The 22,974-nt window shown below is 61.2% G+C and carries 35 protein-coding genes, 1 other RNA gene and 1 pseudogene; all 37 read left to right on the top strand.

The features are described 5' to 3' along the window. The first annotated feature begins 9 nt into the window (after positions 1–9). Complete coding sequence (locus ETW23_RS07795; RefSeq protein WP_134829652.1) at positions 10–756, top strand: AAA family ATPase; 747 nt, start codon at positions 10–12, stop codon at positions 754–756. Then, positions 753–1,625 carry a hypothetical protein gene (locus ETW23_RS07790; protein WP_134829651.1) on the top strand — a complete coding sequence of 291 codons (873 nt, stop codon included), beginning with the start codon at positions 753–755 and terminating at the stop codon, positions 1,623–1,625. Before ETW23_RS07795 ends, ETW23_RS07790 begins: the two co-directional genes overlap by 4 nt. Continuing rightward, positions 1,625–1,999 carry a hypothetical protein gene (locus ETW23_RS07785; RefSeq protein ID WP_134829650.1) on the top strand — a complete coding sequence of 125 codons (375 nt, stop codon included), beginning with the start codon at positions 1,625–1,627 and terminating at the stop codon, positions 1,997–1,999. Before ETW23_RS07790 ends, ETW23_RS07785 begins: the two co-directional genes overlap by 1 nt. Further along, on the top strand, positions 1,996–2,211 hold the full coding sequence (locus ETW23_RS07780; protein ID WP_134829649.1) for a hypothetical protein: 216 nt from the start codon (positions 1,996–1,998) through the stop codon (positions 2,209–2,211). The genes ETW23_RS07785 and ETW23_RS07780 overlap by 4 nt, the downstream gene beginning before the upstream one ends. A gap of 45 nt (positions 2,212–2,256) precedes the next feature. Then, a complete protein-coding gene (locus ETW23_RS07775) occupies positions 2,257–2,544 on the top strand; it encodes an HU family DNA-binding protein (RefSeq protein ID WP_205879951.1) in 288 nt (95 codons plus the stop codon). A gap of 4 nt (positions 2,545–2,548) precedes the next feature. Beyond that, an RNA gene (locus ETW23_RS07770) (hammerhead ribozyme type II) lies at positions 2,549–2,621 on the top strand. Beyond that, complete coding sequence (locus ETW23_RS07765; protein ID WP_368075882.1) at positions 2,608–3,315, top strand: DUF3164 family protein; 708 nt, start codon at positions 2,608–2,610, stop codon at positions 3,313–3,315. The genes ETW23_RS07770 and ETW23_RS07765 overlap by 14 nt, the downstream gene beginning before the upstream one ends. 48 nt (positions 3,316–3,363) lie before the next feature. Then, the gene (locus ETW23_RS07760; protein ID WP_134829648.1) at positions 3,364–3,570 is read left to right on the top strand and encodes a hypothetical protein; all 207 of its coding nucleotides are present in this window, start codon (positions 3,364–3,366) and stop codon (positions 3,568–3,570) included. A 421-nt stretch (positions 3,571–3,991) separates the two neighbouring features. Beyond that, positions 3,992–4,171 carry a hypothetical protein gene (locus ETW23_RS07755; protein ID WP_134829647.1) on the top strand — a complete coding sequence of 60 codons (180 nt, stop codon included), beginning with the start codon at positions 3,992–3,994 and terminating at the stop codon, positions 4,169–4,171. 24 nt (positions 4,172–4,195) lie between these two features. Beyond that, complete coding sequence (locus ETW23_RS07750; RefSeq protein WP_134829646.1) at positions 4,196–4,435, top strand: hypothetical protein; 240 nt, start codon at positions 4,196–4,198, stop codon at positions 4,433–4,435. A 23-nt stretch (positions 4,436–4,458) separates the two neighbouring features. Beyond that, the gene (locus tag ETW23_RS07745) at positions 4,459–4,722 is read left to right on the top strand and encodes a hypothetical protein (protein WP_134829645.1); all 264 of its coding nucleotides are present in this window, start codon (positions 4,459–4,461) and stop codon (positions 4,720–4,722) included. Beyond that, entirely contained in the window at positions 4,719–5,171 is a 453-nt protein-coding gene (locus ETW23_RS07740) for a gp16 family protein (protein ID WP_134829644.1), read from the top strand. Before ETW23_RS07745 ends, ETW23_RS07740 begins: the two co-directional genes overlap by 4 nt. Further along, the gene (locus ETW23_RS07735) at positions 5,168–5,434 is read left to right on the top strand and encodes a hypothetical protein (RefSeq protein WP_134829643.1); all 267 of its coding nucleotides are present in this window, start codon (positions 5,168–5,170) and stop codon (positions 5,432–5,434) included. The genes ETW23_RS07740 and ETW23_RS07735 overlap by 4 nt, the downstream gene beginning before the upstream one ends. Before the next feature lie 40 nt (positions 5,435–5,474). Next, the gene (locus ETW23_RS07730; RefSeq protein ID WP_254695170.1) at positions 5,475–5,813 is read left to right on the top strand and encodes a helix-turn-helix domain-containing protein; all 339 of its coding nucleotides are present in this window, start codon (positions 5,475–5,477) and stop codon (positions 5,811–5,813) included. 92 nt (positions 5,814–5,905) lie between these two features. After that, a complete protein-coding gene (locus tag ETW23_RS07725; protein WP_134829641.1) occupies positions 5,906–6,793 on the top strand; it encodes an N-acetylmuramoyl-L-alanine amidase in 888 nt (295 codons plus the stop codon). Continuing rightward, positions 6,790–7,320 carry a hypothetical protein gene (locus ETW23_RS07720; protein ID WP_134829640.1) on the top strand — a complete coding sequence of 177 codons (531 nt, stop codon included), beginning with the start codon at positions 6,790–6,792 and terminating at the stop codon, positions 7,318–7,320. The genes ETW23_RS07725 and ETW23_RS07720 overlap by 4 nt, the downstream gene beginning before the upstream one ends. Beyond that, the gene (locus ETW23_RS07715) at positions 7,317–7,628 is read left to right on the top strand and encodes a hypothetical protein (protein ID WP_134829639.1); all 312 of its coding nucleotides are present in this window, start codon (positions 7,317–7,319) and stop codon (positions 7,626–7,628) included. Before ETW23_RS07720 ends, ETW23_RS07715 begins: the two co-directional genes overlap by 4 nt. Further along, positions 7,628–7,984: a DUF2730 family protein gene (locus tag ETW23_RS07710; protein ID WP_134829638.1), complete on the top strand. Its 357-nt coding sequence runs from the start codon at positions 7,628–7,630 to the stop codon at positions 7,982–7,984. The genes ETW23_RS07715 and ETW23_RS07710 overlap by 1 nt, the downstream gene beginning before the upstream one ends. Next, positions 7,984–8,280 (top strand): hypothetical protein, encoded by a 297-nt coding sequence (locus ETW23_RS07705; protein ID WP_134829637.1) that lies wholly within the window; start codon positions 7,984–7,986, stop codon positions 8,278–8,280. Before ETW23_RS07710 ends, ETW23_RS07705 begins: the two co-directional genes overlap by 1 nt. 3 nt (positions 8,281–8,283) lie before the next feature. Further along, positions 8,284–10,608, top strand: a complete 2,325-nt coding sequence (locus ETW23_RS07700; protein WP_134829636.1) for a phage protein Gp27 family protein — start codon at positions 8,284–8,286, stop codon at positions 10,606–10,608. Beyond that, positions 10,574–10,762, top strand: coding sequence for a hypothetical protein (locus tag ETW23_RS07695; protein ID WP_134829635.1), 189 nt, complete (start codon positions 10,574–10,576; stop codon positions 10,760–10,762). Before ETW23_RS07700 ends, ETW23_RS07695 begins: the two co-directional genes overlap by 35 nt. Further along, positions 10,762–12,240 carry a DUF935 domain-containing protein gene (locus ETW23_RS07690; RefSeq protein ID WP_254695169.1) on the top strand — a complete coding sequence of 493 codons (1,479 nt, stop codon included), beginning with the start codon at positions 10,762–10,764 and terminating at the stop codon, positions 12,238–12,240. The genes ETW23_RS07695 and ETW23_RS07690 overlap by 1 nt, the downstream gene beginning before the upstream one ends. Further along, positions 12,224–12,403 (top strand): DUF935 domain-containing protein, encoded by a 180-nt coding sequence (locus tag ETW23_RS25840; protein WP_254695168.1) that lies wholly within the window; start codon positions 12,224–12,226, stop codon positions 12,401–12,403. The genes ETW23_RS07690 and ETW23_RS25840 overlap by 17 nt, the downstream gene beginning before the upstream one ends. Then, positions 12,396–13,463 (top strand): phage minor head protein, encoded by a 1,068-nt coding sequence (locus ETW23_RS07685; protein ID WP_134829634.1) that lies wholly within the window; start codon positions 12,396–12,398, stop codon positions 13,461–13,463. The genes ETW23_RS25840 and ETW23_RS07685 overlap by 8 nt, the downstream gene beginning before the upstream one ends. A gap of 254 nt (positions 13,464–13,717) precedes the next feature. Further along, a pseudogene (locus ETW23_RS26740) lies at positions 13,718–14,208 on the top strand (phage virion morphogenesis protein). Between the two features lie 197 nt (positions 14,209–14,405). Continuing rightward, entirely contained in the window at positions 14,406–15,407 is a 1,002-nt protein-coding gene (locus ETW23_RS07675; RefSeq protein ID WP_205879949.1) for a phage protease, read from the top strand. Next, on the top strand, positions 15,404–15,835 hold the full coding sequence (locus tag ETW23_RS07670) for a hypothetical protein (RefSeq protein ID WP_134829632.1): 432 nt from the start codon (positions 15,404–15,406) through the stop codon (positions 15,833–15,835). Before ETW23_RS07675 ends, ETW23_RS07670 begins: the two co-directional genes overlap by 4 nt. 10 nt (positions 15,836–15,845) lie before the next feature. Further along, on the top strand, positions 15,846–16,736 hold the full coding sequence (locus ETW23_RS07665; RefSeq protein ID WP_134829631.1) for a Mu-like prophage major head subunit gpT family protein: 891 nt from the start codon (positions 15,846–15,848) through the stop codon (positions 16,734–16,736). 286 nt (positions 16,737–17,022) lie between these two features. Then, entirely contained in the window at positions 17,023–17,199 is a 177-nt protein-coding gene (locus ETW23_RS25095) for a hypothetical protein (RefSeq protein ID WP_167738099.1), read from the top strand. A gap of 66 nt (positions 17,200–17,265) precedes the next feature. After that, positions 17,266–17,694 (top strand): gp436 family protein, encoded by a 429-nt coding sequence (locus ETW23_RS07655; RefSeq protein ID WP_134829630.1) that lies wholly within the window; start codon positions 17,266–17,268, stop codon positions 17,692–17,694. Beyond that, on the top strand, positions 17,694–18,107 hold the full coding sequence (locus ETW23_RS07650; protein WP_134829629.1) for a hypothetical protein: 414 nt from the start codon (positions 17,694–17,696) through the stop codon (positions 18,105–18,107). Before ETW23_RS07655 ends, ETW23_RS07650 begins: the two co-directional genes overlap by 1 nt. 10 nt (positions 18,108–18,117) lie before the next feature. Then, positions 18,118–18,258, top strand: a complete 141-nt coding sequence (locus ETW23_RS25090) for a hypothetical protein (protein WP_167738098.1) — start codon at positions 18,118–18,120, stop codon at positions 18,256–18,258. Positions 18,259–18,620: 362 nt separating this feature from the next. After that, positions 18,621–19,193: a hypothetical protein gene (locus ETW23_RS25825; RefSeq protein ID WP_254695166.1), complete on the top strand. Its 573-nt coding sequence runs from the start codon at positions 18,621–18,623 to the stop codon at positions 19,191–19,193. 20 nt (positions 19,194–19,213) lie between these two features. Continuing rightward, positions 19,214–19,543 (top strand): hypothetical protein, encoded by a 330-nt coding sequence (locus ETW23_RS07640; RefSeq protein WP_134829628.1) that lies wholly within the window; start codon positions 19,214–19,216, stop codon positions 19,541–19,543. A 20-nt stretch (positions 19,544–19,563) separates the two neighbouring features. Continuing rightward, the gene (locus ETW23_RS07635; RefSeq protein WP_134829627.1) at positions 19,564–19,905 is read left to right on the top strand and encodes a DUF1799 domain-containing protein; all 342 of its coding nucleotides are present in this window, start codon (positions 19,564–19,566) and stop codon (positions 19,903–19,905) included. Between the two features lie 32 nt (positions 19,906–19,937). Continuing rightward, a complete protein-coding gene (locus tag ETW23_RS07630) occupies positions 19,938–22,319 on the top strand; it encodes a phage tail length tape measure family protein (protein ID WP_167738097.1) in 2,382 nt (793 codons plus the stop codon). Next, complete coding sequence (locus ETW23_RS07625) at positions 22,319–22,972, top strand: hypothetical protein (RefSeq protein WP_167738096.1); 654 nt, start codon at positions 22,319–22,321, stop codon at positions 22,970–22,972. Before ETW23_RS07630 ends, ETW23_RS07625 begins: the two co-directional genes overlap by 1 nt. The last annotated feature ends 2 nt before the right edge of the window (positions 22,973–22,974 follow it).

The following is a 22,974-nucleotide window of genomic DNA, read 5'->3' as shown; positions in this document are numbered from 1 at the left end:
GGAGCGAGCATGACACAGACTTTGGAAATCGGCAACAGCGTGCAGCCGTTAACCAATGTGGCGACAATGGCAGAGTTGGTGGTTGACCTGAAGGACCGCGAATTCGGCGATCCCGGTTTGGGTGTTTTTTACGGCTACCCAGGATACGGAAAAACCTTCGGCGCAATCTTTTGCGCGTCAAAGTTTGACGTCATTCACCTGTCCATGCAGGGCGATTGGACCAAGTCGTATTTTCTCGAGCAACTGCTTGGGGAGCTGGGCATCTCGCCCCAGCGCAAGGTCCCTCAGATGGTTTCGCAGGCTTGTGAAGGGCTGGCGCACGAGGGGCGGCTGCTGATTGTTGACGAGGCGGACTACGCCTTCAAAAAAGGCATGATTGAGTTGATCCGGGACATTCATGACGGGTCTGACACCCCGATCCTACTGATTGGCATGGAAGAGTTCCCCCATAAGCTCAAAAAGTACGATCTGATTGACAGCCGCGTCCTTCGAAGGGTGCCGGCTCTGCCTGCAACCTTCAAGGACGCCCGCTTGATCGCAGACAGTTATTCCCGGGAAATCACGATTGAAGACGATATGGTGGAATTCATCCTGGAGCGTAACACCGGCAATGTACGCCGGATGGTCGCCGACATTCGCCAAGTAAGAAAAGAGGCAGCCAAACTCGGCTTGAAGAGTATGTCCAGACAGGACTGGGGCGGTACGGACTTTCAGCGCAAGGACGCTCCTCGCCCGCGCGCAGGGCTGCTGAAATGAGCCAAACCGACACCCGCAACGCCGCCGAAAAAGAGATCCTGGAATTCATCCAGACCCGGCTGCGGTTTACCCACCATGAAGTTGCCACCTACTGCGAAGCCGGAGACTGGACACGGCAGAATTATCTGCGCGCCTTGCAGCGCCAGGGCGTTGTCACCGAATGCGGCAATGAAGGCACCACCAAGTTCTTCACCGTTTGGGGCGTTGATGAAGCCAAGGAGATCATGGCAGCAGCAACCGGACATGAACTGGACACAGCCTGGTCCCGCAACCGTCTGGACCAGCTGCTGGGCAAGATGCGCGAGACAGGTGCGGATATTGAGCTTCCGTCGGCTGAACCGCGCAGTCTGGAAGAACAGCAGATCTGGAAATACATTTCCGAGCGGCCTTACTTCACCAACGCGGATGTTGAAACCATCTGTGCGTCGGAAACCATCCGGACGCGGTTTCTCAGCCGCCTGAAGCAGACCGGCGTCATGCGGGTCTGGGGCCGCAGCAAGGGCAAAGTGTTTTTCTCGGTGAAGTCGCCGGAAGAGGCCCGCGAAGAGGCCAAAGACAAGCGCAGCACCAAAGAGGGCGCCGTCTGGACCGCAATCCGCCACCAGAAACGGTTCAGGCCGGTTGATATCTTTGCCGCGCTGGCACCGGCCCGCCCGGATATCCCCCAGCGGTTCATAGTGGAATACTGCCGGATTTTGCGCCGCGCCGGCTATCTGCGCACCGCCGCCCGCACCCGGAACCTGAAAGAAGACACGCCGCTGTCCCTGATCAAAAACACCGGCCCGCTGCCGCCCCAGAAACGCAGCATGACCGTCATCATCGACAGCAACGACGACAAGATTGTCTATGCACCGGGAGGGCGCCTGTGATGAGCGACCGTTTGATAGTAGCTAAGGACGGCTGGGGCGACGTTCTGCCCGATTGGGTGGAAGTCCTGGTGCGGGAATGCGACCAGTCTTCGCAGAACTCTGTTGCCGGTAAGCTTGGCCTCAGCGCCACAGTTGTCAGCCAGGCCATGCGCAACCGCTATGGCGGCTCGCTTGTCCGCATTGAAGCCGCCGTGCGCGACGTCTTCATGAGTGCCCCGGTCCTTTGCCCTGCCCTGAAAACCGAGATCCCCAGCGCCGCCTGCCTGGCCCACCGCCGCCGTGCGAAAAAATGGACCCATTCCAGCCCGTTCCGGGTCCGGATGATACGCGCCTGCCGCGCCTGCCCGAAATTCAACAAGGAACCTGAAGAATGAGCGATTTTCACTTCCACGTCGGCGTTCACCGCGACGCTGTTGCTTTCGAATTGACCGAAGACACCGAGCAGCTTGCATACGTCCTTGGCGTCATCGCGGAGCGCACCCGCACCGAAGACATCCTTGAATTCGACCACATGATCAAAGACCGGCAGAAAACCGGAACTTTCCTGCGTGCCCTTGCTGACCACCTGGACCCGACAGGCGCTTGAACCCCGCGCAATCCCGCGCACCACCCAGCCAGAGGAGACAAGACCATGGCGACTAAACTGACCAAGAAAGACCTGATCCGCGTCATTGCAGAAAACCAAAACCGCACCCAGGAAGAGGTAAGCGCCACGCTTGAAGCCATCCTGGAACAGATCACCCAAGCGGCAAAGAACGGACAGGAAGTGTCGCTGCACGGGTTCGGCAGCTTCACCCGCAAGGACCGCCCCGCACGGCCTGGCCGCAACCCCAAGACCGGTGAAAGCCTGCAAATCGCGGCATCGTCCGGGCTGAGTTTCAAGGCCCACAAAGCAGTGAAAGACCTTTTGAACGCCTGACCCGATGCGAAACCCGCCCGGTTCATCCGGGCGCGGTCATCAGGGCGCGGCGGCCCTGATCTGATGAGCAGCCAAGGGAAAAATCCACTCATGACCGATCCTACCCCAAACGAAACCCAGCCTAGCGCCATCACTCCGTCCCCGATCCCGGATGGCATCACGGAAATGAACGGCAATAAATACATGGCCGATGCAAAGGGGTCTCTGGTTCCTTTGGAATTGGTCAACCCCATGGACAAACTGATAGACGAAACTGTCCGCAAGATCGTCAGCTATGCTGTGCCCCTGCAGGGTCAGGTTGCCAGGTTTAAAACCCATACCGAAAAGGACATTCTGTCCGTTGAAACTCTTCTGGCCCAAGAATTCGGTGCCAAGCTGGGCGGCAAAAAAGGAAACATGACCCTGCCCAGCGTTGACGGCTTGTTCAAGGTCACAGTTTCAGTTGCGGACAGGATCGACTTTGGGCCTGAGCTGCAGATTGCCAAGCAGCTACTGGACGAATGCCTGAACGAATGGGCGGCAAGCGCTGGCCCGGAACTCCGGTCTATCGTCACCCGCGCGTTCAACACGGACAAATCGGGGCAGATCAACCGTTCTGAAATCTTCATGTTGCTGCGCCAGGAAATCGAGGACGAGCGCTGGAAAGAGGCCATGCGCGCTATTCGCAACGCCATGCGCGTAGTTGGCACCGCCTCCTACATCCGCTGCTACCAACGTCCCAGCGTCGATGCCCCTTGGGAACATATCGCTATCGACCTGGCCAAAGCCTAAGGCCGACCCTCCCCTTAAAATCCCCCAAGTGCAGATCAGGAGAAAGTCATGTCCGAATTCGGCCCGCAGGCGCCTGCAAAATACGCCAACCTTACCATCCTCCCGGTCGGTGCAGCCATTCACCTGAAGAAAGGCAGGCGCATCTGGAGCGTTGAAATGCCCATGGACCAAGCCCGTGCAATGGAAAATGGCGGCTTCGAAATTCATTGGCTCCAACCAGCGTTCGTCAACGGCCAGAACGCGGGGACAGCCTGATGGATATCACCCATAAGGCCCGTCGCATTCAACTAGCAAAGCTGCAGAGCGAGTGTGACGCCTGGAATGCCCGGAACCCCATTCCAAGTCTATCTGGCAGGCCTCTATCACGGCGCTGAGGCCGCAGAAGGCTGGCCTCGCAGCATCAATAATTCAACCACCGGAGAACCACATGACTGACGACCAAACCCCGAACAGATCCGCAACGCCACGCTGGATGACATGCTTTCCGCTGCTAAAGCCCACAGCTCGGAACTCGCCAAGAACCGAGATGACCGTCCAAAAGGCGAGGCCTCGTGGTGGATGTACGAATACAAGCGGTTGGGCTCTGAGGAGTTGGCACGCCGCATCGAGAATATGCGCGACACCGCAAACTGAACCGCCCAACAAAGTCCCGGAGGCCGATATGCCAAGCCACACCATGACCCGATACAGCAACGGCGGAGGCGGATACGCCGAGTTCGAATGCGTGTTCTGCCAAGTGGATTACGACCTGTTCGACTTCGATTACATCGAGGCCAGCCAGGCCAGCGACCAAGGTGAAACCTTCAAGTGCCCAAACTGCGGCAAGACGGCCCCCATCAAAGACGAAACCCCTTAATCCAGAAACCGCCCGGAAGCACCTATGACCCAATACCCTACGCCAGACCGAGAAGGACACTTTTGGGCAAAACTGGTCCACCCTCACCGGGAACCTGATGGCGAAGACTGGAAGTCGCCTGATTGGGAAGTCGTGCAGGTCAATGACAACAACGGGACCGGCGACGACAAATGGCGCGTCTACGTCCCTGGCATCGAGCCGGGCCAGCTGATTGACGCCTTCATCTGGGGGCCTCGCATCCCTGACTTTTCACAATCCACCTAACCCCAGTAAATTGGACCCGATACATGGCAACAACCAAAGATGATATCCGCGACGGCCTGCGGCGCAGCTTCAGCGCCTACGCAACCAGGCAGGGACGCGCTTACCGTATGCTTGGCGGCCGTCTGGCCATCCTGAAGCAAAACGCTGCTCTGGCCAAGATTTCAGGGGAGGAATTCGCGGAGCTGTCCAGAGAGGAAATGGAGCGCGCCATGCAGCGCATGGAGGCCCAGCAACAGGCCCTTCACCCCGTTGCCCCTGTGCAGACCGTTGAAGAGGTGATGGGATGACCCGTGCGCTTCAGCAGAAGATCCACGTCGGCTGCCGCGAACTTGGCCTGGACAGTGACGGACGCCGCGATCTGCAGCTTGCCGTCACCGGCAAAGCCTCCATGAAAGACATGAATGAGGCGGAGTTGAACAGCGTTTTAAAGCGCCTTAAATCGGATGGTTTCAAGACCAGCAGCGGCGGCAAAAAGCACAAGCTGGCGCCCCGCGCCGACCTGCGCCTGGTGCACGTTTTGTGGCGGGAGCTGGGCGCCGCCGGCGCACTGCGCGACCCCAGCCGCAAAGGCCTGAACAAGTTCATCCGCTCCCGGTTTGAAAAGACCTGGCAATCGGTTCCTGCCGACGTGGATATGCTGCGTCAGCATGATCAGATCGACCAGGTTATTCAGGCCCTGAAAAGCTGGGGCCAGCGGGCGGATATCGACTTCGCCTGGGAGGATCATCAGCGATGAAGAAGTTCCGCCACTCTGTGTCCGACAATGCCGTCTTGCGCCATCTGGAACGTGTGGAAGGCGTGAACATAAGTGCAGTGCGCCGCAAGATTGCCCGCATCGCGGATCTTCAGGCCGATCACCCTTTTGCAACAGGCGTTCTTTCCGGCGGGTTTTCGTACAAGATCCAGGACGGCGTTGTAACAACCGTCCTGCCTGCCCCCGGCCGCCGCAATAAGAGCAAGCGCAAAGCGCCAAAGGCCCGGATCAATGGCAAAGGATGAGCTGAACTTTCCTAAGCCGCCTGCCCAGGTGGAACCTTATATGGAGGCCCTGGGGCTTGAGGACACCTTGCGTTTCCTTGAAGCCTTTGGCGGCGTTGAAACCTACATCGCCACCCATCCGACCGCCCGTTCCAAAGTCGTCGAACTGATTGGCTATCCGAAAGCCCGTATGCTGGCGGCAATTGAAAACCGCTTGCAGCGCCGTGTTCCCCTGGTCAAGGAATGGCGTGCGGCAGTCTATCATTCTCAGGGCTTGCCAACCGTGCAAATTGCTCTCAAGCTTGGTGTGACCGACGTCAGCGTCCGCCGCTGGTTGCGGAAACCCGGCGCGCGGCGCAAGTCCGACCCGAACCAGCCTTCCCTGTTTCCCGGCGTATAACGCCAACTGCCCCGCACATAGGTGCGGGTGTATTGCCCCTCCCCGACCCGTCAATTTGAACCCCATTGAAATAGGGTTTTAAGGGGCCTGAAATGGGGTTCAAAGACGGTATTCTCGAAGGGGTGGATTTCGAGACAGCACGCTGGACCGGCGGCGCCATCACTCCCGAAATCGTCATCCTGCATGACACTGCCAGCCGCCTCGATAAAGGCAACTCTGCCCGGTACCTGCAATACAACAACGCCAAGACTTCCGTTCATTTCGTAATTGAACGTGACGGTCATGTTCAGCAGCAGGTCCCCGTTTACAATCGCGCCAATCACGCAGGCACGTCTCAATACCATGGCCGCCAGGGCTGTAACGGCTTTTCCATCGGAATTGAGCTGGTCAACCCCGGCAAAATGCAGCGCCATACATTGAAGCTGGCGCGCGCCTGGTACGGTGAAACGTTTGATATCGCCACCTACGGCATTCAAGAGCTGGAAACCCCGGAACACGGCGCCGGGCTTTGGATGCCTCACACCACAGAACAACTGGTCGCCCTGGACGTGCTGCTTCAAAAGCTGTTTTCCAGCGTCTGCAGCCTGCGCGATATTACCACTCATTGGTATGTTTCGCCGGGCCGCAAAGTTGATACGAACCCCCTGTTCCCGCTGGAACATATACGCGCCCGCGTACTTGGCCGGGATGATCCGGTGGAAACGGAGCTGGCCGCACAGGAAATCCCGGCCCGGCCCGAGGAGTTAGTGGCTATCGACGTGCCCGGCGGCAGTTTGAATGTGCGCCGCTGGCCCAGCTTCAATCCCAATGTGATTGCGCAGATCCCAGACGGCACCGTGGTGCCGGTTCTGGCGTCCGGAGTGTTTGCCGGGCGGACCTGGCTGAAGGTCCTATATGGCGGCGCCTCTGGCTGGGTTGTGAAGAGCTACGCGGACCCCATCACCTTTTCCAAACCCGGCTTCAAAGGGGCTGAAACATGAAGAACAAGGACAAGATCATCCGGTTTCTGGGCGCTGTTGCGCCGACCGTCGCGGCGGCCCTGGGCGGGCCGATGGCCGGGGTGGCTGTTGATGCCCTGGCCACCCAATTCATGGGCCGCCAGGGCGCCTCCTCTGACGAGGTGGAACAGGCCATCTTAGGCGCGTCTGCCGCCGACCTGGCCAAACTGAAACAGGTGGACGCCGAGTTTGCTGCCCAGCTTCAGGCCGCCGGCATCGAGCTGGAACGCATCGCCGCCGATGACCGCGCCAGCGCCCGCGCCCGCCAGGTCCAGACCAAGGACCGCACACCCGGCATTCTGGCCGCGGTGGTGATTGTCGGGTTCTTTGCCGTTCTGGCCTATGTGACCCTGAACGGTTTGCCCGTGGACAGCGGCCCCGTTCTGGCGCTGCTGATCGGCTCTCTGGCCACCGGGCTTAGCCAGGTGCTGAACTTCTATTTCGGCTCATCGGTCGGCTCCAAGAACAAGGACGCGGTTATTGCCGGTATGAAAGGCGGTGCCGCATGATCCGGGTTCTCGCGCTTACCGCCGCCATAGCGCTGGGGCTGTTCGTCCAGCCTGCTGCTGCGGCTGCACAGTGCTATGCCCGTTTCGATGAACTGGCCGCCGTTCTGTTCGAGCATCACGGCGAAGCCCCGGCGGCTGAAATGCTCGCCAAGAACGGCAACGCCATCCATCTGTTCGTTTCTCCGGACACCGGCGCCTGGACGATATCGGCCACCGCGCCAGGCGGCGCGGCCTGCGTCCTTGGGCACAGCAATGCGTTTCAGGCGATTGGCGCGGCTGCACCGGAACCGGCGGGGGAGCTGCACTGATGGAGTTCGACCCCACATTCACGTGGTCTAATGCTCTGGCCCTTGTGACATTTGCAGGTTCCTTGGGGACCGCTGTTTACGTCTGGATCAGTGGGCGCCGGACGAACGTTGACGAGCGTTTCAAGCAGGGTTCAGACAGGATGGACCGGCACGAAAACCGGCTGATTTCTGTCGAGCAATCCATCAAGTCGATGCCCACCCGCGAAGACGTTCACAAGATAGAACTCGCCATGGAGCGCATCAACGGAACCATGGGCCGGATGGAAGCGGTCCTGGAAGGAAATCAGCAAATCATGGGCCGCTTGGAAAACGTTGTGACCAGGCATGAAGACCATTTGCTGAACGGGAGCAACTGATGAACTACAACGAAACTCTGCGGGAACATGCCCGCATCGCAATTCTGCGCTTCATTGAGGATGCACCCGGCTACACATCGAATGTGTCGATGCTGGCCAGCCAACTGCCGCGCGTCGGTATCGCCTACACCCGCGACCAAACCGAAACCGAACTCGAATGGCTGCAGGAGCAAGGCCTGGCTCAAATCGAGCGGAACGGCAGTTTTGTAGTGGTCACCGCCACCACACGCGGTGTTGAAATTGCCCAAGGCATCGCCCGCCATCCGAAGATCCAGCGTCCGCGTCCAGGGAGCTGACCAGTGCCCCGCCCCAAAAAGCTTGACCTTGTTCCGCTGGAAATCCGCCAGCGGCTTGCCCTCGCCCTGCAAGAGCGCGGCTTTGGCGACATTATCGGCGTCACAGAAGACCTGAACTTCTGGCTGGACGAAAAGGGTCTGGAAATCCGCGTCGGGAAATCCGCGGTTGGTGAATTCTCCAAGCTGCTGAAAAACCAGCGGGACGCCTTTGCCATGGCAGAGACGCTTCTGTCCGATATGGACATTGAAGCGGAAAGCGACATGCACCGCGTGCTGATGCAGATGATTGCCACGGCCATGTTCCAGCTCATGCAGGCGGTCACTGAAAAAGGCGAAAGCATAGACGCAAAAAGCCTGTCCAACCTGGCGCGTACGCTGAAGGATCTGATGCACTCGGCCGGGCTGCGGGAAAAGATGCTGGAAGAGGAACGCCAGCGCATTGCCCTGAAGGCCAAGGAAGAGGCTGCTGGAGACATGGCGAAAGCCGCAACCCAGCTCGGCATGACGGCTGAAACCGTCGAGGCGATCCGGGAACAAATCTTGTTCGGGGCAAGCGATGATTGCGCTTGGCGGTGCCTGCCCGTGAGCACCGGAACCGGACAAATCACCGATGAAGAATGGGAAAAGCTGCGCGCTGACAGTGCGCAGTCCTTTCCTGATATCATCGACACCAGCCAGGGCCTTCCGGCTGTGCTGCTGTCGTACCAGACCAAGCTCCTGCAAACGACGGCCACTTATCAGTTCACGGTCTGCGAGAAATCCCGCCGTATCGGGATGACCTGGGGCGTGGGCGCGGACGCCGTTCTGACCTCTGGCGCGTCTAAGCCGGCGGGCGGCATGGACACGCTCTACATCGGCTTCAATCTGGATATGGCGCGCGAGTTTATCGATACCTGCGCGATGTGGGCCAAGGCCTTTATGCCCGCTGCTACTGCCGTGCAGGATTTCCTGTTCAAGGATCAGAAAGAGGGCGAAGAAGACCGGCACATCAGCGCCTTCCGCATCCGCTTTGCCAGCGGCTTTGAAATCGTCGCGCTGACCAGCAAGCCGCGTTCGCTGCGCGGACGCCAGGGCTATGTGATCTTTGACGAGGCGGCTTTCCACGACGAGCTGGACGAAATGCTGAAGGCGGCAAACGCCCTCCTGATGTGGGGCGGCAAGGTCCTGGTCATTTCCACCCACGACGGGGACAGCAACCCGTTCAATGTTTTGGTGCGTCAGGTCAATTCCGGCGAGCGCGGCGACATTGCCAAGGTGGTGCGCGTCACCTTCAACGAGGCGGTGGACGCCGGGCTATATGAACGGATTGCCCTGGTCACGGGCAAGCCTGACACGCCGGAAGAAAAGCAGAAGTGGATAGACAGCATCCACGCTGTTTACGGCGATGATGCCGACGAGGAGCTGCACTGCATCCCGAAATCCGGTTCCGGTGCCTGGCTGGCCGCACCGCTGATTGAAGCCCGCATGACGGCTGACGCGCCGGTGCTGCGCCTGGAACTGCCGGACAACTATCTGCACCTGACGCCGCAGCACCAGTCCGAACACATGCGGCCGTTCATGCGAGAGTTGGACCGGGTTCTGAGCGGGCTTGACATGACGCCGCACTATGCGGCCGGGTTTGACTTTGCCAGGGTGGCGGATCTTTCGGTCCTGCCTCTTTTGATGCTCGAGCAGAACCTGCGCCGCCGTGAAGCTATGTCGCTGGAAATGCGCAATGTGCCAGGCAATGAGCAAAAGGCGATTGTCGGGGACGTTCTGGACGCTGTCCTATCCCGCCTCCTGGGGGCTGCCTTTGATGCCACCGGCATGGGCTGGACTGTCGCCGAAGACATGGGCCGCCGGTTCGGCCTCCGGGAAAGCGAAGATACGCCCGGCCTGATCTGGGCAATCAAGTTCAGCCTGGAATGGTACCGGGTGAATATGCCGCCCCTTAAAACCGCCTTTGAAGACGACATGATTTCAATCGGTGCGGATGCGGACCACCTGACCGACCTGCGCGCCGTGAAGGAGATCCGCGGCATCCCCAAGGTGCCCGATGTCCGCGACAAAGAGCTGGCCAAAGGGAAAAAGGGCGTCAAGCGGCGCCACGGCGACTATGCCATCGGCCTGGCACTGGCACATTTCGCGTCCCGGATGCGGTTCGTTGAGTTCGGCTACCGGTCCGCGGCGGCCCCGCAGAACACCACCGCACCATCCAGAACCGGCGCCGAGCGCCTGGCACGGAACAGAGCGGCGGATAATCCGAAAAACACGTGGAGCGGCCCGCTGGGCGCCCGGATCAAAGGGGGTTTTGATGGCCCGGACAAAGAAAGAGCGCAAGCGGCTTAAAGCGCATCGTGCGCAGCAGCAGATAAAGGAGTTGCGGAAGGAACGGGTGAAAATGGCCGCGGTGCAGGCCGCAGCCTTCGCCGGTCAGGATCTTTCGACCCCGCGGCCGGGTTTCTTCCATTGGCTGTGGAGCAAACTCCGGGGGCGCGGCTGATGGCAAAATCTCCTGTGCTTGATCCCTATGGCCGTCCGGTTGACCGCAAGGCTCTGACCGAGGAAATCGCTGCCGCTTCATTCGGCAGTGTGCGGTCCCCTGTGTCCGGATATCCCGGCGACGGGCTGGACCCGGTGCGGCTTGCCAATATCCTGCGGGCTGCCGACCAGGGCGACCCGGTTCAGTACCTGGAACTGGCCGAAACCATTGAAGAGCGGGATCTGCATTATTTGGGTGTGGTCGGCACCCGCAAGCGGGCCGTCAGCCAGTTGCCTGCCACCGTGACAACGCGCGGGACAACAGCAGCAGAGAAGAAACACGCTGATGCCTTCCGTGACTGGCTGACCCGTGACGAGTTGCAGGGCGAGCTGTTTGATATTCTGGATGCTGTCGGCAAGGGTTATTCGTTCACCGAAATCATCTGGGAACATGCGGACGGAATGACTGTGCCCCAGCGGCTGGAATGGCGGGATCCGCGCTGGTTCCGGTTCCAGCGCAAGGACCTGCGTACCCCGGTGATGCTGAATGAAGGCGGCCAGGAAGAACCCCTGCCCGCCTATAAGTTCATCTTTGCCCCGATCAAGGCCAAGTCCGGCCTCCCGGTGCGCGGCGGCCTGGCCCGGCCCGCTGCCTGGGCCTGGATGTTCAAGGCCTTCACCCAGCGGGACTGGGCGATTTTCACGCAAACCTATGGTCAGCCTATCCGGGTCGGGAAATACGGCCCCGGCACCTCTGAAGAGGAAAAGGACACGCTTTATCACGCGGTGGTCAATATCGCCGGGGATTGCGCCGCCATCATGCCGGACAGCATGATGATGGAATTCATAGAAGCGCAGAATATCAGCGGCTCTGTGGACCTTTACGAGCGGCGCGCCGACTGGCTGGACAAACAGACCTCAAAGGCGGTCCTGGGGCAGACCTCAACCACCGATGCAGTTACCGGCGGGCTTGGCTCCGGCAAAGAGCACCGGCAGGTTCAGGAGGATATTGAAACCGCCGACGCCGGTCTGCTGGCCGGTGTTCTCAACCAGATGCTGGTACGCCCGTTTGTTGATCTGAATTTCGGACCGCAAAAGCGCTATCCCCAATTGAAGCTTGCCCGCCCGGAGGCGGAAGATCTGAAAGCTTGGACCGAGGCCGCCAAGCCCTGGGTCGAGGTGGGCCTTCAGGTTTCCGAAAAAGAAGTCCTGGCCAAGCTCGGGCTTTCCGCCCCCAAGAGCGGAGAGCGCATTCTGGGAAAACCGCCCGAAACCCCGCCTCAGCCGGGAATGCAACCGGGCGCAGGCAACGGGAATACCCCTGAGAGCATTTTTAAAGGGGGTTTTATACCCGGAACGGGAATTCAGGGGCGTTGCCGCCCTGCAGTCCGAACAGCCCTCTACGGGCGATTTTTCGGGGGTGTCGCCAATTGCGGATCTGACCGCCCGCCTGGAGCTGGAAGCAGGCCCGGCGGTGGACGGGATGCTGGATCAGATTGAAGCCATGTTTGAGGCGGCGTCCAGCTTTGAGGAATTCCGGGAAATCCTGCTGAACGCCTATTCCGATCTGGACACGTCCGGCCTGTCCGCCACCCTGACCGATGCCATCACGGCGGCGGCGGCTGGCGGGCGTGCCGCTGCAGAGGATGAAGCCGGTGACTGATGCGCTGGCCGCCACCTTCCGCCGCCCGTTCAAGGAACAGGCCGCAGCCTTCCGGCTGCGGCTCGGCAACCTGGTCCCCACAGCGGCATGGGATGACTTGGACGGCGCGGCCCATGACAGGTCTTTTGCCGTCGCGGGAGCCACCAAGGCCGACTTACTGACAGACCTGGCCGCCGCGGTGGACAAGGCGATTGTAGAAGGCACCGGCTTTGAGGCGTTCAAAGACGATTTCAGGGCCATTGTACTCCGTCGCGGCTGGACCGGCTGGGCTGGCGAAGACAGCGAAAAAGGCCGCAATTGGCGGATGCGGACCATCTACCGCACCAATATGCGCACCAGCTATATGGCCGGACGCCTGGCGCAGCTCCGCAACGGCAACTTTCCGTTTCTGGTCTACCGGCACGGCGGATCTGCTGAACCGCGTCTGCAGCACTTGTCCTGGGACGGGCTGATCCTTCCCGCTGATCATCCGTTCTGGCCGCTTGCTTTCCCGCCCAATGGCTTTGGCTGCAGTTGCAATGTGTTCGGCGCCCGCTCAATTGCCGGGGCGATCCGGCGCGGCGGCAAGCCGGGTGTAAAGCTCCGGGACGGCTGGGATGCCCCCATGGCAGAAACAGGGGCGCCTGCCGGCATAGATGAAGGCTGGGGCCAGGCACCCGGCGCGTCTGTTGCCGACCTGGTGCAGGCCATGGCCAAGAAGACGGTAAACTGGCCCTACTCTATTGCCCGTGCGTATCTGGATGATTTCCCGGCAGTCCAGCAGGATGCACTGTCCAGCGCCTACCGCAATCTGCCGTCGCTGATGACCGACCTGCGCCGCTATGCCAAAGCTGTGCAGGAGGGCCGCGCGGTTCAACCGGTCCGGACCATGGGCCGCCTTACCCAGGCGCACCGGCAGCGGGTGAATGACCTGCTGGGCAGCGATCTGGAGAACTATCACTTCACGCTGGACGCGCCTGCAGTGCGGCACATCCTTTCGGGGCACGGCGCCGCCTCTGAAGCCCTGCGCGGCCAGATCCCGATCAGTGCGGAAACTTACGCGCTTCTGCCCGCATTCTGAACCAGCCTGACATCATCGAGGCGGCGGGCGAGACACGGGCCGGTTTGCCCGTGGTCCGGTTTTCCCGCCGGATTGGCGGCGTCACATACACAGTGGCCATGGAGATCCGCGGCAAGAAGCGCCGGATGCTGGCAGTTCAATCCATGTGGGGAAGAAGAGCTTCCGAAGGGTCCCCGGCCTGAACGCCCGAACACGGTTCCAGGTTATGAGCCTGGCGGCCTGATGCCCCCAACGAAAGCAGGTAGAATATAGCCATGACCGGACTTGTTTACAACACGGACACCCTGGACCCGATGCTGGAAGCGCTTCGGGATGCGCTGGATGACCCATCCGAGGCAATGGCGGACCTGGGCGAATACCTGATCAACTCCACCCAGGACCGGATGCTGAAGGGCGAAAACCCCGACGGCAGCCCTTTTGCCCCCGCTCCCAAACGACAATCGACCGATACGCCAAACTGGGCCTTTCCTATGGCGCGCCGTTGAATCAATCAGGCGACATGCGGAACAGCCTCTTTTATGAGGCCAGCAAGGACGGGCTGGAATACGGCTCCAATGCCATCCAGGCCGCTGTCATGCAGTTTGGGGCTGCCAAAGGCGCCTTTGGCACCGCTTCAAACGGGTCTTCAATACCCTGGGGCGGTATCCCTGCCCGCGAGTTCATCGGCATTTCCGATGAGGACCAGGACAATATGGTGCTTGAGCTGGAAGAGTGGCTGCAAACGGCGGCAAACAGCCGGGGTTGACCTGGCACACCTGCCCCGCCAACCTGTCCCGAACCGCCCCCCGAACACATCCGTCCCATTGACCCGCACATAGGTGCGGGTATTTCGGCGCGCGCCCGCCTGCGACATTCGCTGGCATGGGAAACACGCATCAGACCACCATTTTAGCACTTCAATCTGAACTCCCCAGCACAGCGGCTGCCGGGGCACCAGAGTGGGTGCATTTACTGCCTACCACGTCCGGCCTGGTGCAAACCAATGACCGCCGGGGGCCGTACAATGTAACCGACGCAGAGAAGATCATCGCCGCCAGCTTTGCTGGGACGGACAAGCTGGTGATTGATGAAAATCATGCCACTGACCTGGCCGCGCCGAAGGGGCTGCCTGCCCCGGCCCGCGGCTGGATCACCGAAATGCAAGCCCGCGAAGACGGTATCTGGGGCCGGGTTGAATGGACCGGCACTGGCCGCGCGCTTCTTGAGGACCGGGCCTTTGCAGGCCTGTCCCCGGTTGTGGGCCTGCCTGCGCCCGGCAGCCGCGAAATCGTGGCGATCCGCCGCGCGTCCCTGGTCAACCAGCCGAACCTGCTTGGGCTGACCGCTCTTAATCAACAGGAGAATGAAACCATGACGTTTCAGGAAACCCTCGCCAAGATTCTGGGCCTTGCGGCCGGTGCTAGCGAGGATGATATCACCAAGGCGCTGAAAGCGATGAAGCCCGGCGAAAGCACCGCGCTTCAGTCCCAGATGGGCGAAATCGGCGTTGCTCTGGGCTGTGTTCCCGGGGCCGCCGCGACTGACATTCTTGCCGCCGCCAAGGGCGCGGGCGCGGATGAAGGCAAGGATGCGCAGATCGTTGCTCTGCAATCCAGCATTTCAGCGTTGGAAGGGACAGTGGCCGTCTTGTCCGAAACGGTCACAACTGCCCAGGCCGCGACGCAAAAAACCGCATCGGAAGCATTCATCGATCAAGCGATCCGCGAAAAGCGGGTCGGGGTGCTGCCCAGCCGGGACCACTACATCGCCATGCATCAGGAAAACCCGGAACGCACTGAAAAGGTGATTGCCGGCCTTCCGAAACTGGACGCCACCGCAACCAATATCCTGCCGCCGGAACCGAAAGACGGCGCAGTTTCTTTGCAAGCCGAAGAAGCCAACGTGGCCACTCTGCTGGGCTTGTCTCCGGAAGAATTTGCAGGTGAAGAGGAGACAGGCAAATGACCGCTTTGACCGACAACCGCAACACTCCGCAATCCCTCGGCGGAAACCGGGTCGGCAAAGCCGTTGCAGGCGTGCTGATCTTTGCCGGGGCCATTGTCATGCGCAATGCCGCCGGTCTGCTGACCAAGGGCCAGACCGCAAACGGCCTGGTCGCTGTCGGCCGGGCGGATGACCAGGTGGACAACCGCCTTGGCGCTGATGGCGATCTGGATGTGCCGTTCAATGCGGGCCTGTTCCGCTACGCCAATTCAGCCGGTGCTGATGAAATCACCGCCGCCGATATCGGCAGCCTCGCCTTTGTGGCGGATGACCAGACCGTCGCGAAAACAGACGGCGGCGGCACCCGGTCCCGTGCGGGCTTTATCGACAACGTGGACGCCCAGGGCGTCTGGGTCCGCTTCGACGAAGCGCTGACCAACGCAGGTTAAGGAACCCATCATGCTTATTACCACCGCAACGCTGAACGCGCTTCGCAAGGGCTTTAAAGCTCATTTTCAGGGCGGCGTCGGCCAGGAGAAAACGCTCTATGAGCGTATCGCAACCACCGTTCTGTCCACCGCTGGCGAAGAAACCTATGGCTGGCTCGGCGAAATGCCCGAGGTGCGCGAATGGATTGGCGACCGCCACGTCCATGGCCTGAAAGAACACGACTACGCCATCAAGAACAAAGACTTCGAACTGACGATCGGCGTCCAGCGGAACAAGATCAAAGACGACACCATCGGCGTGTACAAACCTGTCTTTGAAGGCTTTGGCCGCAAGGTCGCTGCGCATCCTGACAAGCTGGTGTTTGGCCTGCTGAAAGATGGCGCCAATCAGAAATGCTACGACGGGCAAAGCTTCTTCGACACCGATCACCCGGTTCTGGACGCTGAAGGCAACACCTATACGGTTTCCAATGACGGCGGCGGCGCTGGCACCCCCTGGTATCTGCTTTGCACCAGCGAAGTCATCAAGCCGATCATCTACCAGGAACGCGAAGCCTTTGACTTCGTGGCGCTGGACAACCCCACCGACGCGAATGTCTTCAAGAACAAGGAATTCCTCTACGGGACGGACGGGCGCTGCAATGTGGGCTTTGGCTTCTGGCAGACCGCCTTTGTCTCCCGGCAACCCCTGACGGCTGCCAACTATGAGGCCGCACGGGTCGCGGTGCAGTCCATGAAGGCGGACTACGGCGAGCCGCTGAACCTCTCCCCGGACGTGCTGATGGTTCCGCCCGCGCTGGAAGGCGCCGCCAACCGCCTGATGAAAAATGACCAGATCGACGGCTCGGACAACGAGTGGAAAGGCACCGCTGAGGTGCTGATGGTCTCCCGGCTGGCCTAAGGAGCAAATCCCATGAATGAACGTGAACAACTGTTTGCCCGTGCGAAAGAACTGGGCCTCTCCCCGCGCCGAACACCGGCGATGACAAGCTGAAGGCCAAGATTGCCGAAGCTGAAGCCGAGGCGCAGGCAAAAGCCAAGGCTGAAGCAGAGGTCAAGGCAAGGGCCGAAGCGGAGGCGAAAGCCAAGGCGAAGGCAGAAGCGGAGGCCAATGCCGCCCCGGCCAGTGAAACCAGTAGTGCTTTGGCCGCCAGTCTTCAGACCCTTTCCGCAAAGGCGGTCCCCCAGTGATCCAGGATGCGCAGAAGGAAAGCCTGGTTGTCGTCAAAGGCCCGGAACAAGGCCGCTGGCGCATCGGCAAGAAATTCACCCGCGAAGCGGTTGAAATCCTCCGCTCCGACCTGAGCGACGACGATCTGGCGGCGCTGGAAGCAGATCCGGAGCTGATCGTTTCCTTCCGCTAAGCCACCCGGCAGCGCCCCACCGGCGCTGCCTCCCCTTTCCCATTTCTCTGACCACCCGAGGGCACTATGGCCTATGCCGCACAAGATGACCTGGTCACCCGTTACGGGCAGGACCTGCTGGTTGAGCTGACAGACCGGGGTGAAGAACCCACCGGCGAGATCGATGCGGACGTGGTGGCAAAGGCGATCAGCGGCACCGATGCCCTGATCGACGGTCATTTGCAGGGCCGCTATGTGCTGCCGATGGCTGAGACCCCGCCGCTGATCCGCGAGCTGGCCGAGCAAATCACCATCTACAAACTGCACCGCTACACACCGTCCGAATTGATCAAGGATGAACAGAAGGCGGCGCTTGCCACTCTGGAAAAGATTGCCAAGGGCACCGTGCGCCTGCCCGTCGCTGGTGTCGAACCCGCGACCCAGCCCGGCAACGGCGTGCGGGTCACCGACCGGGAACGCCCGCTGACCGCCTTGAACCTGAAAGGGTTCATCTGATGCTGGATGCGATTGTCAGCCGCTTGAACGCCCAGGTGCCGGAGCTGTCCAACCGGGCTAAGCCGGTGGCCGACCTGGTCGAAATGATCCGGAGCAACCGCCTGCCGCAGAATGCCACCGCGACGGTTTCCCCCGCGGGCCTGAAAGGCGGCAAAGCCGAGGCGGGCACCGGGGTTTTCACCCAGCCGCTGGCCCGTGCCTATTCCGTGCTGCTGATCGCCCCCAGCCAATCCAAGACCGGCGCCAAAGCGCTGGAAGAGGTGGACCCGCTCATTACCAGCGTTGCCTCTGCCCTGGCGGGCTGGGCGCCGGAGGCTGGCCCCGGCGTGTTTCAGGTGGACCGCGGACGCCTGCTGTCCATCACCGGGGCCGCCTCCTCTATGAGCTGGTCTTTTCCATCAACACCGAACTGAGGGTCACATCATGAGCAAGCCACCCCTGCCCCAATCCGGCGGCAGCTTTACCCGCCAGCCTGACGGCAAGCTGAAGCAGGTTGAAAAGCCCGCTGCAGATCCGAAGCCGAAGGCCCCGGCCAAACCCGCCCGCACGGAAAAGGAGGCATAAATGGCCGCCCCGGAATATTGGCGCGACAAGCGCATCCTGTTCAAGCTGGAAAGCACCTACGGCGACGACGCCACCCCGACCGGGGCGGCCAATGCCATCCTGGGTTATGATGTGACCTTCAAGCCGATGGAGGGCCAGGATCAGGACCGCGACCTGGAACAGCCCGGCATGAGTGCCAACGGCACCATCCCGACAGATATTCACGCCAAGCTGACATTGACCGTGGACCTCAGCGCGTCCGGCGTGGCGGGCACGCCCCGGCCTGGGGGCCGCTGCTGCGCGCCTGCGCCGTTGCCGAAACCATCACCCCCGGCACCTCCGTTGAATACACCCCTATCGTGGATGGCCAGGAATCAGGAACCGTGCATATCAGCATCGGCGGCACCCGCTATGCCATGCTCGGCACCCGCGGCACTGCGGAGTTCATGCTTGATGCCCAAGCTACGCCCAAGATCAAGTTCGACCTCACCGGGCTGTTCACGCTGCCCGCCGACACAGCGCCGCCAACTGTTGACCTGGCGTCCTGGACCGAGCCGACAATTGTCAGCCACAACAACACCCCGGTGTTCACCATCGGCGGCACCAGCCTTGTCATGAAGACCGCCAAGCTGGCCCTGGGCAACAAGGTTGAACCGCGGTTCCTGGTCGGCTCTGAAGATATTCTGATCACCGACAAATCAGAACTGTTTGAAACCACCGTGAACGCCATGCCGCTGGCGGATTTCAATCCGTTCCAAATGGCCATGAACTTGGACCGGCCCGCCGTGGTTCTGACCCACGGCACCGAGGCCGGGAAGATCGCCACCCTCAACCTGCCGACTGCCCAGATGCAACGGCCGGGCCTGTCGCAGTCCCAGGGCATCAAGGAATGGCCCCTGCGCCTGGTGCCCCGCGCTGCCGCCCTGAACAGCCAGTGGTCGCTGACCCTCACCTGATCCCAAAGGAGCAATTCCCAGTGTTCAATATCATCGAACGGCCCACCTTTACCCGCACCGTGAAAGTCCGTGTGCCCAAAGATGACGGCGTAGACGAGCAGGACTTCAAGGCCACTTTCAACGCCATGGACGACGACGCACTCAACGGTCTCGGCATGGCGGATGTTGAAGGCACCAAAGAGTTCCTGCGCCAGGCTGTGGCTTCCCTGGATGACCTGGCTGGAGCGGATGGCAAGCCCATTCCCTACAATGATGAGATCCGCGAGACCGTCTTCAAACTGCCCTACGCCCGGATCGCGCTGATGGCGGCCTATCACAACGGCATGAACGGTCTTCTGCCGGGAAACTGATCTGGGCCGGGCGGGCGTGGGTGCAGGGCAAATTGTTCAGCACCTCGCCCGCCCGGTGCGAGGAAGACGAAGACGCCGAAACCCTGGGCATCCCGAAAGAGCTGATGGCTGCAGGGCGGCCGGGCCGGACAGATCCGGAGGGCGTCTGGCGGCAAAACGCGGAAGCGGTGGAAGCCTTTCTGGACGCCGCAACCCAGTTGAACCGGATCGCCCTGGCAGACGGCCGCAGCCGCATCACCGGATTGAACTACCCCGGCGCCCAGGCCGCCTGGGCATTCAGCGGCACCGAAATGACCCCGGACCTGTTTGCCAAGGTCCAGATGATTGAAAGCGGCGTTCTGGCCGAAAGCAGCGGAAACTGATCATGCCCTTCGTCCTCTCCGGAAAAGTCTTGATGGATGCCTCCCAGGGCATCCAGGAGCTGCAGGAGCTGAAGGGGGCAAAAGACGCTGCCGGGAAATCCGCCAAAGTCCTCAGTTTTGAGGAAGCCAAGGCCGCGCGGGAAATCAAACAGCTCGGCACCGCATCCGGCGCGGCCGCAAGCCGGACGCAAGCCCTCAGCGCTGCCGAGACAGCCGTTGCCAGAGACGCTGTCACTGTCGGCGCCAGCCACCAGCTTGCAGCGGGTCAGGTCGGCAACCTCACCGCCCAGTTCAACGATATTGGTGTCATGCTGGCTGCGGGTCAGAACCCGCTTCAGCTCGCCATTCAGCAAGGCACCCAAATCACCCAGGTGTTCGGCAACTCCGGGGCGGCGAATGCGGCAAACATGATGCGCCAGGCATTGGTGCGCATGATCAGCCCACTGAACCTGATCACCATCGGCGGCATTGCTGCGGGCGCAGCGATGATCCAGTGGATGACCGGTTCTGCCGAGGCCGCCGAAACTCTGGAAGACCGGATCGAAGCGGCCGGGGATGCCATCGAGGCGTTCAGCGACAAGTCGCAAAAGACCCGCCTCAGCGTTGCTGAAATGGTCGAGGAATTCGGCTCAGCCTCCCCCGAACTGCGCCTGGTGCTGGCCGATATGGCAGCCCTGGCTAAGCTCGACGCGCAAAAGGCAATTGATGCGACCGCCGAAAGCGTCCGTAACCTGGTTCTTGAAACCTCGTTTTTTGATGAACGCAATTCCCGTGGACTGGCCCGTGATTTCCTTGGCCTGAGTTCGATGCTGTCCACGCATCGGGAATTGAGCGATGTTTTTGCCCGTAATCTGGAACTGCTGGACAGCAGCGAAGATCCTGCAAAGCGGCTGGCCGCCGCGCTGGATGTGCGGGAAATGCTGCTGGAGGCTGCTGGCGGCCTGGACGGGCTGAACGCCAGCCAGCGGGAATTCTATGAAGGCCTGGCGGCTGTCATCCGCGATCTGGAAGTCTTCGCCGGTCGCGTCCAGGCGCCCTGGCAGGAGCTTCAGTCCACCGGCAGCGAGCTGTGGCAGAACCTGCAGAATTCGGCCAAGGGTTATCTGGACGAACGTCTGAAGATCGAGACCGCCGCCCGCAACACAATTGCCCAGCTTCAGACCGAAGAGGCCTTGCAGGAAGCCATTGCAACGCACGGCGATGGCAGTTTGCAGGCCGCAGAACTGCGCCTTCAGGCAGAGCGGCGCGCCTATCAGCAGCAGGTTGATGCCCAGGAGATTTCCGAGGAGCTGAAGGACGAGCTGATGGCGGCCTGGGATGCTGCCAACGGTGTGGCCGATGCCGATATGGCGGGCAATATCACCCTGGCCGCGGATGAAGCCCACCGCCTGAAAACCAACCTGCTGGAAGCCCAGGGCAACGAGATCATGGGCCGCATCCGCGCGAACCCGGATTTCAACGACCCGCGCGGCGAAGGCGCAGGCGCCGGAAACCCGGATTACATCTATCGCGACCAGGGCCTGCCGGACGTGGATCTGCCTTCGAACCCGCGGAAAAAGCGGGGCGGCGGTGGTGCCAGCCAGCATGACTCTGAGCGAAAGGCCATTGAACGGCTGATCGCGCGGGAGCGGGAGCGCCTGGACGTCCTGAAGGAAACCGACCCGGTTATGCAGGAAATGATCCGGCACCGGGATGTTCTGAAGGACGCCACCGATGCAGAACGCAAGGCAGTTGAAGCCATCATCCGCAAGCGGCTGGAAGAAGAAAAGGCGCTGGAGCAAACCAAAGAGGCCGGTGAATGGCTGAAGGCAACCGGCCAGGATCTGGGCGACGCGCTGACGTCCAGCGGCGACGCGGCCGCAGACGCCTGGGACCGCGTGAAGGAAGCAATCATCCGCGCCGCCGCTGAAGCCGTGTTCTTTGGCAAGGGACCTCTTGCCGAGCTTTTCAACATCGGCAGCGGCCTGTTTGGCGGCGGTGAAAGCTCCGGCAGCGACGGCGGGAATATCATCCTGAATGCCTTGGGTTTCGCAGACGGCACTGTTGGCATGGTCCACGGCGATGGCGGCAACCGCGATGACAAGGTCCCGGCCTGGCTGTCTGCCGGTGAAAGCGTCATCACCGCCAAGGCCACCCGCCGCTACCGCCCGATCCTGCAGGCGATGAATGACGGCGTGGAAATCCCCGGCTTTGCAAGCGGAATTGTTCCCGGCGCCGCCGCCAGTGCGCCCCCGTCGGCGGCGGCCGGGCAAACCCGCCCCTCAGTGACAGTCCGCCTTCTGCCTTCACCGATGTTCGAGGCGGTGGTGGAAGAACGCGCCTCGGAAATCAGCGTGGAAGTGGTCCGGGACTATGACCAAGGCCCCGCCCGCTCGACCGTGAAAGACACTCTTGAAGATCCATACAAGGTTTGATGATGGCACTGGCCTGGCCCCTCCCCCTCAGCGAGTTTTTTGACACATTGCCCATCGCCCGGATCACCTCCCGGCCGGGTGCTGCCAATACCACGTCGGAAACCCACGGCGGCGACGTGATCAAGCACCGGCTCGGCAGCCGCCTGTGGGGCGGGCGCATTGTCCTGGACAAGGACCACCACAGCGCCATTGCCGCCATCGAGGCGCGCCTGTCGCTGCTGGACGAACCCGGCGCGTCCTTTCTGCTGTGGGACACACGGCAACCGCACCCGGCAGCCGACCCGGAAAAATTCATCCTTGGCAGCTCCGCGCCTGTCATCGAGGCGCTGAACCCGAACAACCGCGAGCTGGATATTTCCGGCCTGCCTGCGGGCTACATCCTCAGCCGCGGCGACCTGCTGGGCTTCACCTATGGCGCCAATCCAACCCGCTACGCCTACCACCGCATTGCGACCGGCGCGGTGGCCTCTGGTGCCGGTGTTGCCGCAGACATCGAGGTCACCCCGTTCATCCGGCCGGGCGCTGCCCTTGGTGCCGCGATCACGCTGGGCAACCCGGTTCTGAAGGCCACCCTCACCACCGCCCAGTACGGCGAGGGCCGTTCGGCTGTGACCGAAGGCGGCTCGTTCAACTGGCTGCAGACGCTGAGGTAACC

Origin of the sequence: Leisingera sp. NJS201, from assembly GCF_004535885.1 — a bacterium.
Taxonomy (GTDB): Bacteria; Pseudomonadota; Alphaproteobacteria; order Rhodobacterales; family Rhodobacteraceae; genus Leisingera.
This window is presented reverse-complemented; position numbering and strand designations above follow the sequence as displayed.

What these genes read in the sequence shown, in the direction of transcription:
- ETW23_RS25090 (WP_167738098.1), top strand. Translation starts at nt 18,118, where the DNA reads ATGAGCAAGCCACCCCTGCCCCAATCCGGCGGCAGCTTTACCCGCCAG.
- ETW23_RS07745 (WP_134829645.1), top strand. Translation starts at nt 4,459, where the DNA reads ATGGCAACAACCAAAGATGATATCCGCGACGGCCTGCGGCGCAGCTTC.
- ETW23_RS07735 (WP_134829643.1), top strand. Translation starts at nt 5,168, where the DNA reads ATGAAGAAGTTCCGCCACTCTGTGTCCGACAATGCCGTCTTGCGCCAT.
- ETW23_RS07785 (WP_134829650.1), top strand. Translation starts at nt 1,625, where the DNA reads ATGAGCGACCGTTTGATAGTAGCTAAGGACGGCTGGGGCGACGTTCTG.
- ETW23_RS07710 (WP_134829638.1), top strand. Translation starts at nt 7,628, where the DNA reads ATGGAGTTCGACCCCACATTCACGTGGTCTAATGCTCTGGCCCTTGTG.
- ETW23_RS07715 (WP_134829639.1), top strand. Translation starts at nt 7,317, where the DNA reads ATGATCCGGGTTCTCGCGCTTACCGCCGCCATAGCGCTGGGGCTGTTC.
- ETW23_RS07625 (WP_167738096.1), top strand. Translation starts at nt 22,319, where the DNA reads ATGATGGCACTGGCCTGGCCCCTCCCCCTCAGCGAGTTTTTTGACACA.
- ETW23_RS07670 (WP_134829632.1), top strand. Translation starts at nt 15,404, where the DNA reads ATGACCGCTTTGACCGACAACCGCAACACTCCGCAATCCCTCGGCGGA.
- ETW23_RS07740 (WP_134829644.1), top strand. Translation starts at nt 4,719, where the DNA reads ATGACCCGTGCGCTTCAGCAGAAGATCCACGTCGGCTGCCGCGAACTT.
- ETW23_RS07690 (WP_254695169.1), top strand. Translation starts at nt 10,762, where the DNA reads ATGGCAAAATCTCCTGTGCTTGATCCCTATGGCCGTCCGGTTGACCGC.
- ETW23_RS07695 (WP_134829635.1), top strand. Translation starts at nt 10,574, where the DNA reads ATGGCCCGGACAAAGAAAGAGCGCAAGCGGCTTAAAGCGCATCGTGCG.
- ETW23_RS07705 (WP_134829637.1), top strand. Translation starts at nt 7,984, where the DNA reads ATGAACTACAACGAAACTCTGCGGGAACATGCCCGCATCGCAATTCTG.
- ETW23_RS07795 (WP_134829652.1), top strand. Translation starts at nt 10, where the DNA reads ATGACACAGACTTTGGAAATCGGCAACAGCGTGCAGCCGTTAACCAAT.
- ETW23_RS07730 (WP_254695170.1), top strand. Translation starts at nt 5,475, where the DNA reads ATGGAGGCCCTGGGGCTTGAGGACACCTTGCGTTTCCTTGAAGCCTTT.
- ETW23_RS07780 (WP_134829649.1), top strand. Translation starts at nt 1,996, where the DNA reads ATGAGCGATTTTCACTTCCACGTCGGCGTTCACCGCGACGCTGTTGCT.
- ETW23_RS07720 (WP_134829640.1), top strand. Translation starts at nt 6,790, where the DNA reads ATGAAGAACAAGGACAAGATCATCCGGTTTCTGGGCGCTGTTGCGCCG.
- ETW23_RS07725 (WP_134829641.1), top strand. Translation starts at nt 5,906, where the DNA reads ATGGGGTTCAAAGACGGTATTCTCGAAGGGGTGGATTTCGAGACAGCA.
- ETW23_RS07650 (WP_134829629.1), top strand. Translation starts at nt 17,694, where the DNA reads ATGCTGGATGCGATTGTCAGCCGCTTGAACGCCCAGGTGCCGGAGCTG.
- ETW23_RS07630 (WP_167738097.1), top strand. Translation starts at nt 19,938, where the DNA reads ATGGATGCCTCCCAGGGCATCCAGGAGCTGCAGGAGCTGAAGGGGGCA.
- ETW23_RS07790 (WP_134829651.1), top strand. Translation starts at nt 753, where the DNA reads ATGAGCCAAACCGACACCCGCAACGCCGCCGAAAAAGAGATCCTGGAA.
- ETW23_RS07655 (WP_134829630.1), top strand. Translation starts at nt 17,266, where the DNA reads ATGGCCTATGCCGCACAAGATGACCTGGTCACCCGTTACGGGCAGGAC.
- ETW23_RS25840 (WP_254695168.1), top strand. Translation starts at nt 12,224, where the DNA reads ATGCTGGATCAGATTGAAGCCATGTTTGAGGCGGCGTCCAGCTTTGAG.
- ETW23_RS07665 (WP_134829631.1), top strand. Translation starts at nt 15,846, where the DNA reads ATGCTTATTACCACCGCAACGCTGAACGCGCTTCGCAAGGGCTTTAAA.
- ETW23_RS07755 (WP_134829647.1), top strand. Translation starts at nt 3,992, where the DNA reads ATGACCCGATACAGCAACGGCGGAGGCGGATACGCCGAGTTCGAATGC.
- ETW23_RS07765 (WP_368075882.1), top strand. Translation starts at nt 2,608, where the DNA reads ATGAGCAGCCAAGGGAAAAATCCACTCATGACCGATCCTACCCCAAAC.
- ETW23_RS07750 (WP_134829646.1), top strand. Translation starts at nt 4,196, where the DNA reads ATGACCCAATACCCTACGCCAGACCGAGAAGGACACTTTTGGGCAAAA.
- ETW23_RS07760 (WP_134829648.1), top strand. Translation starts at nt 3,364, where the DNA reads ATGTCCGAATTCGGCCCGCAGGCGCCTGCAAAATACGCCAACCTTACC.
- ETW23_RS07775 (WP_205879951.1), top strand. Translation starts at nt 2,257, where the DNA reads ATGGCGACTAAACTGACCAAGAAAGACCTGATCCGCGTCATTGCAGAA.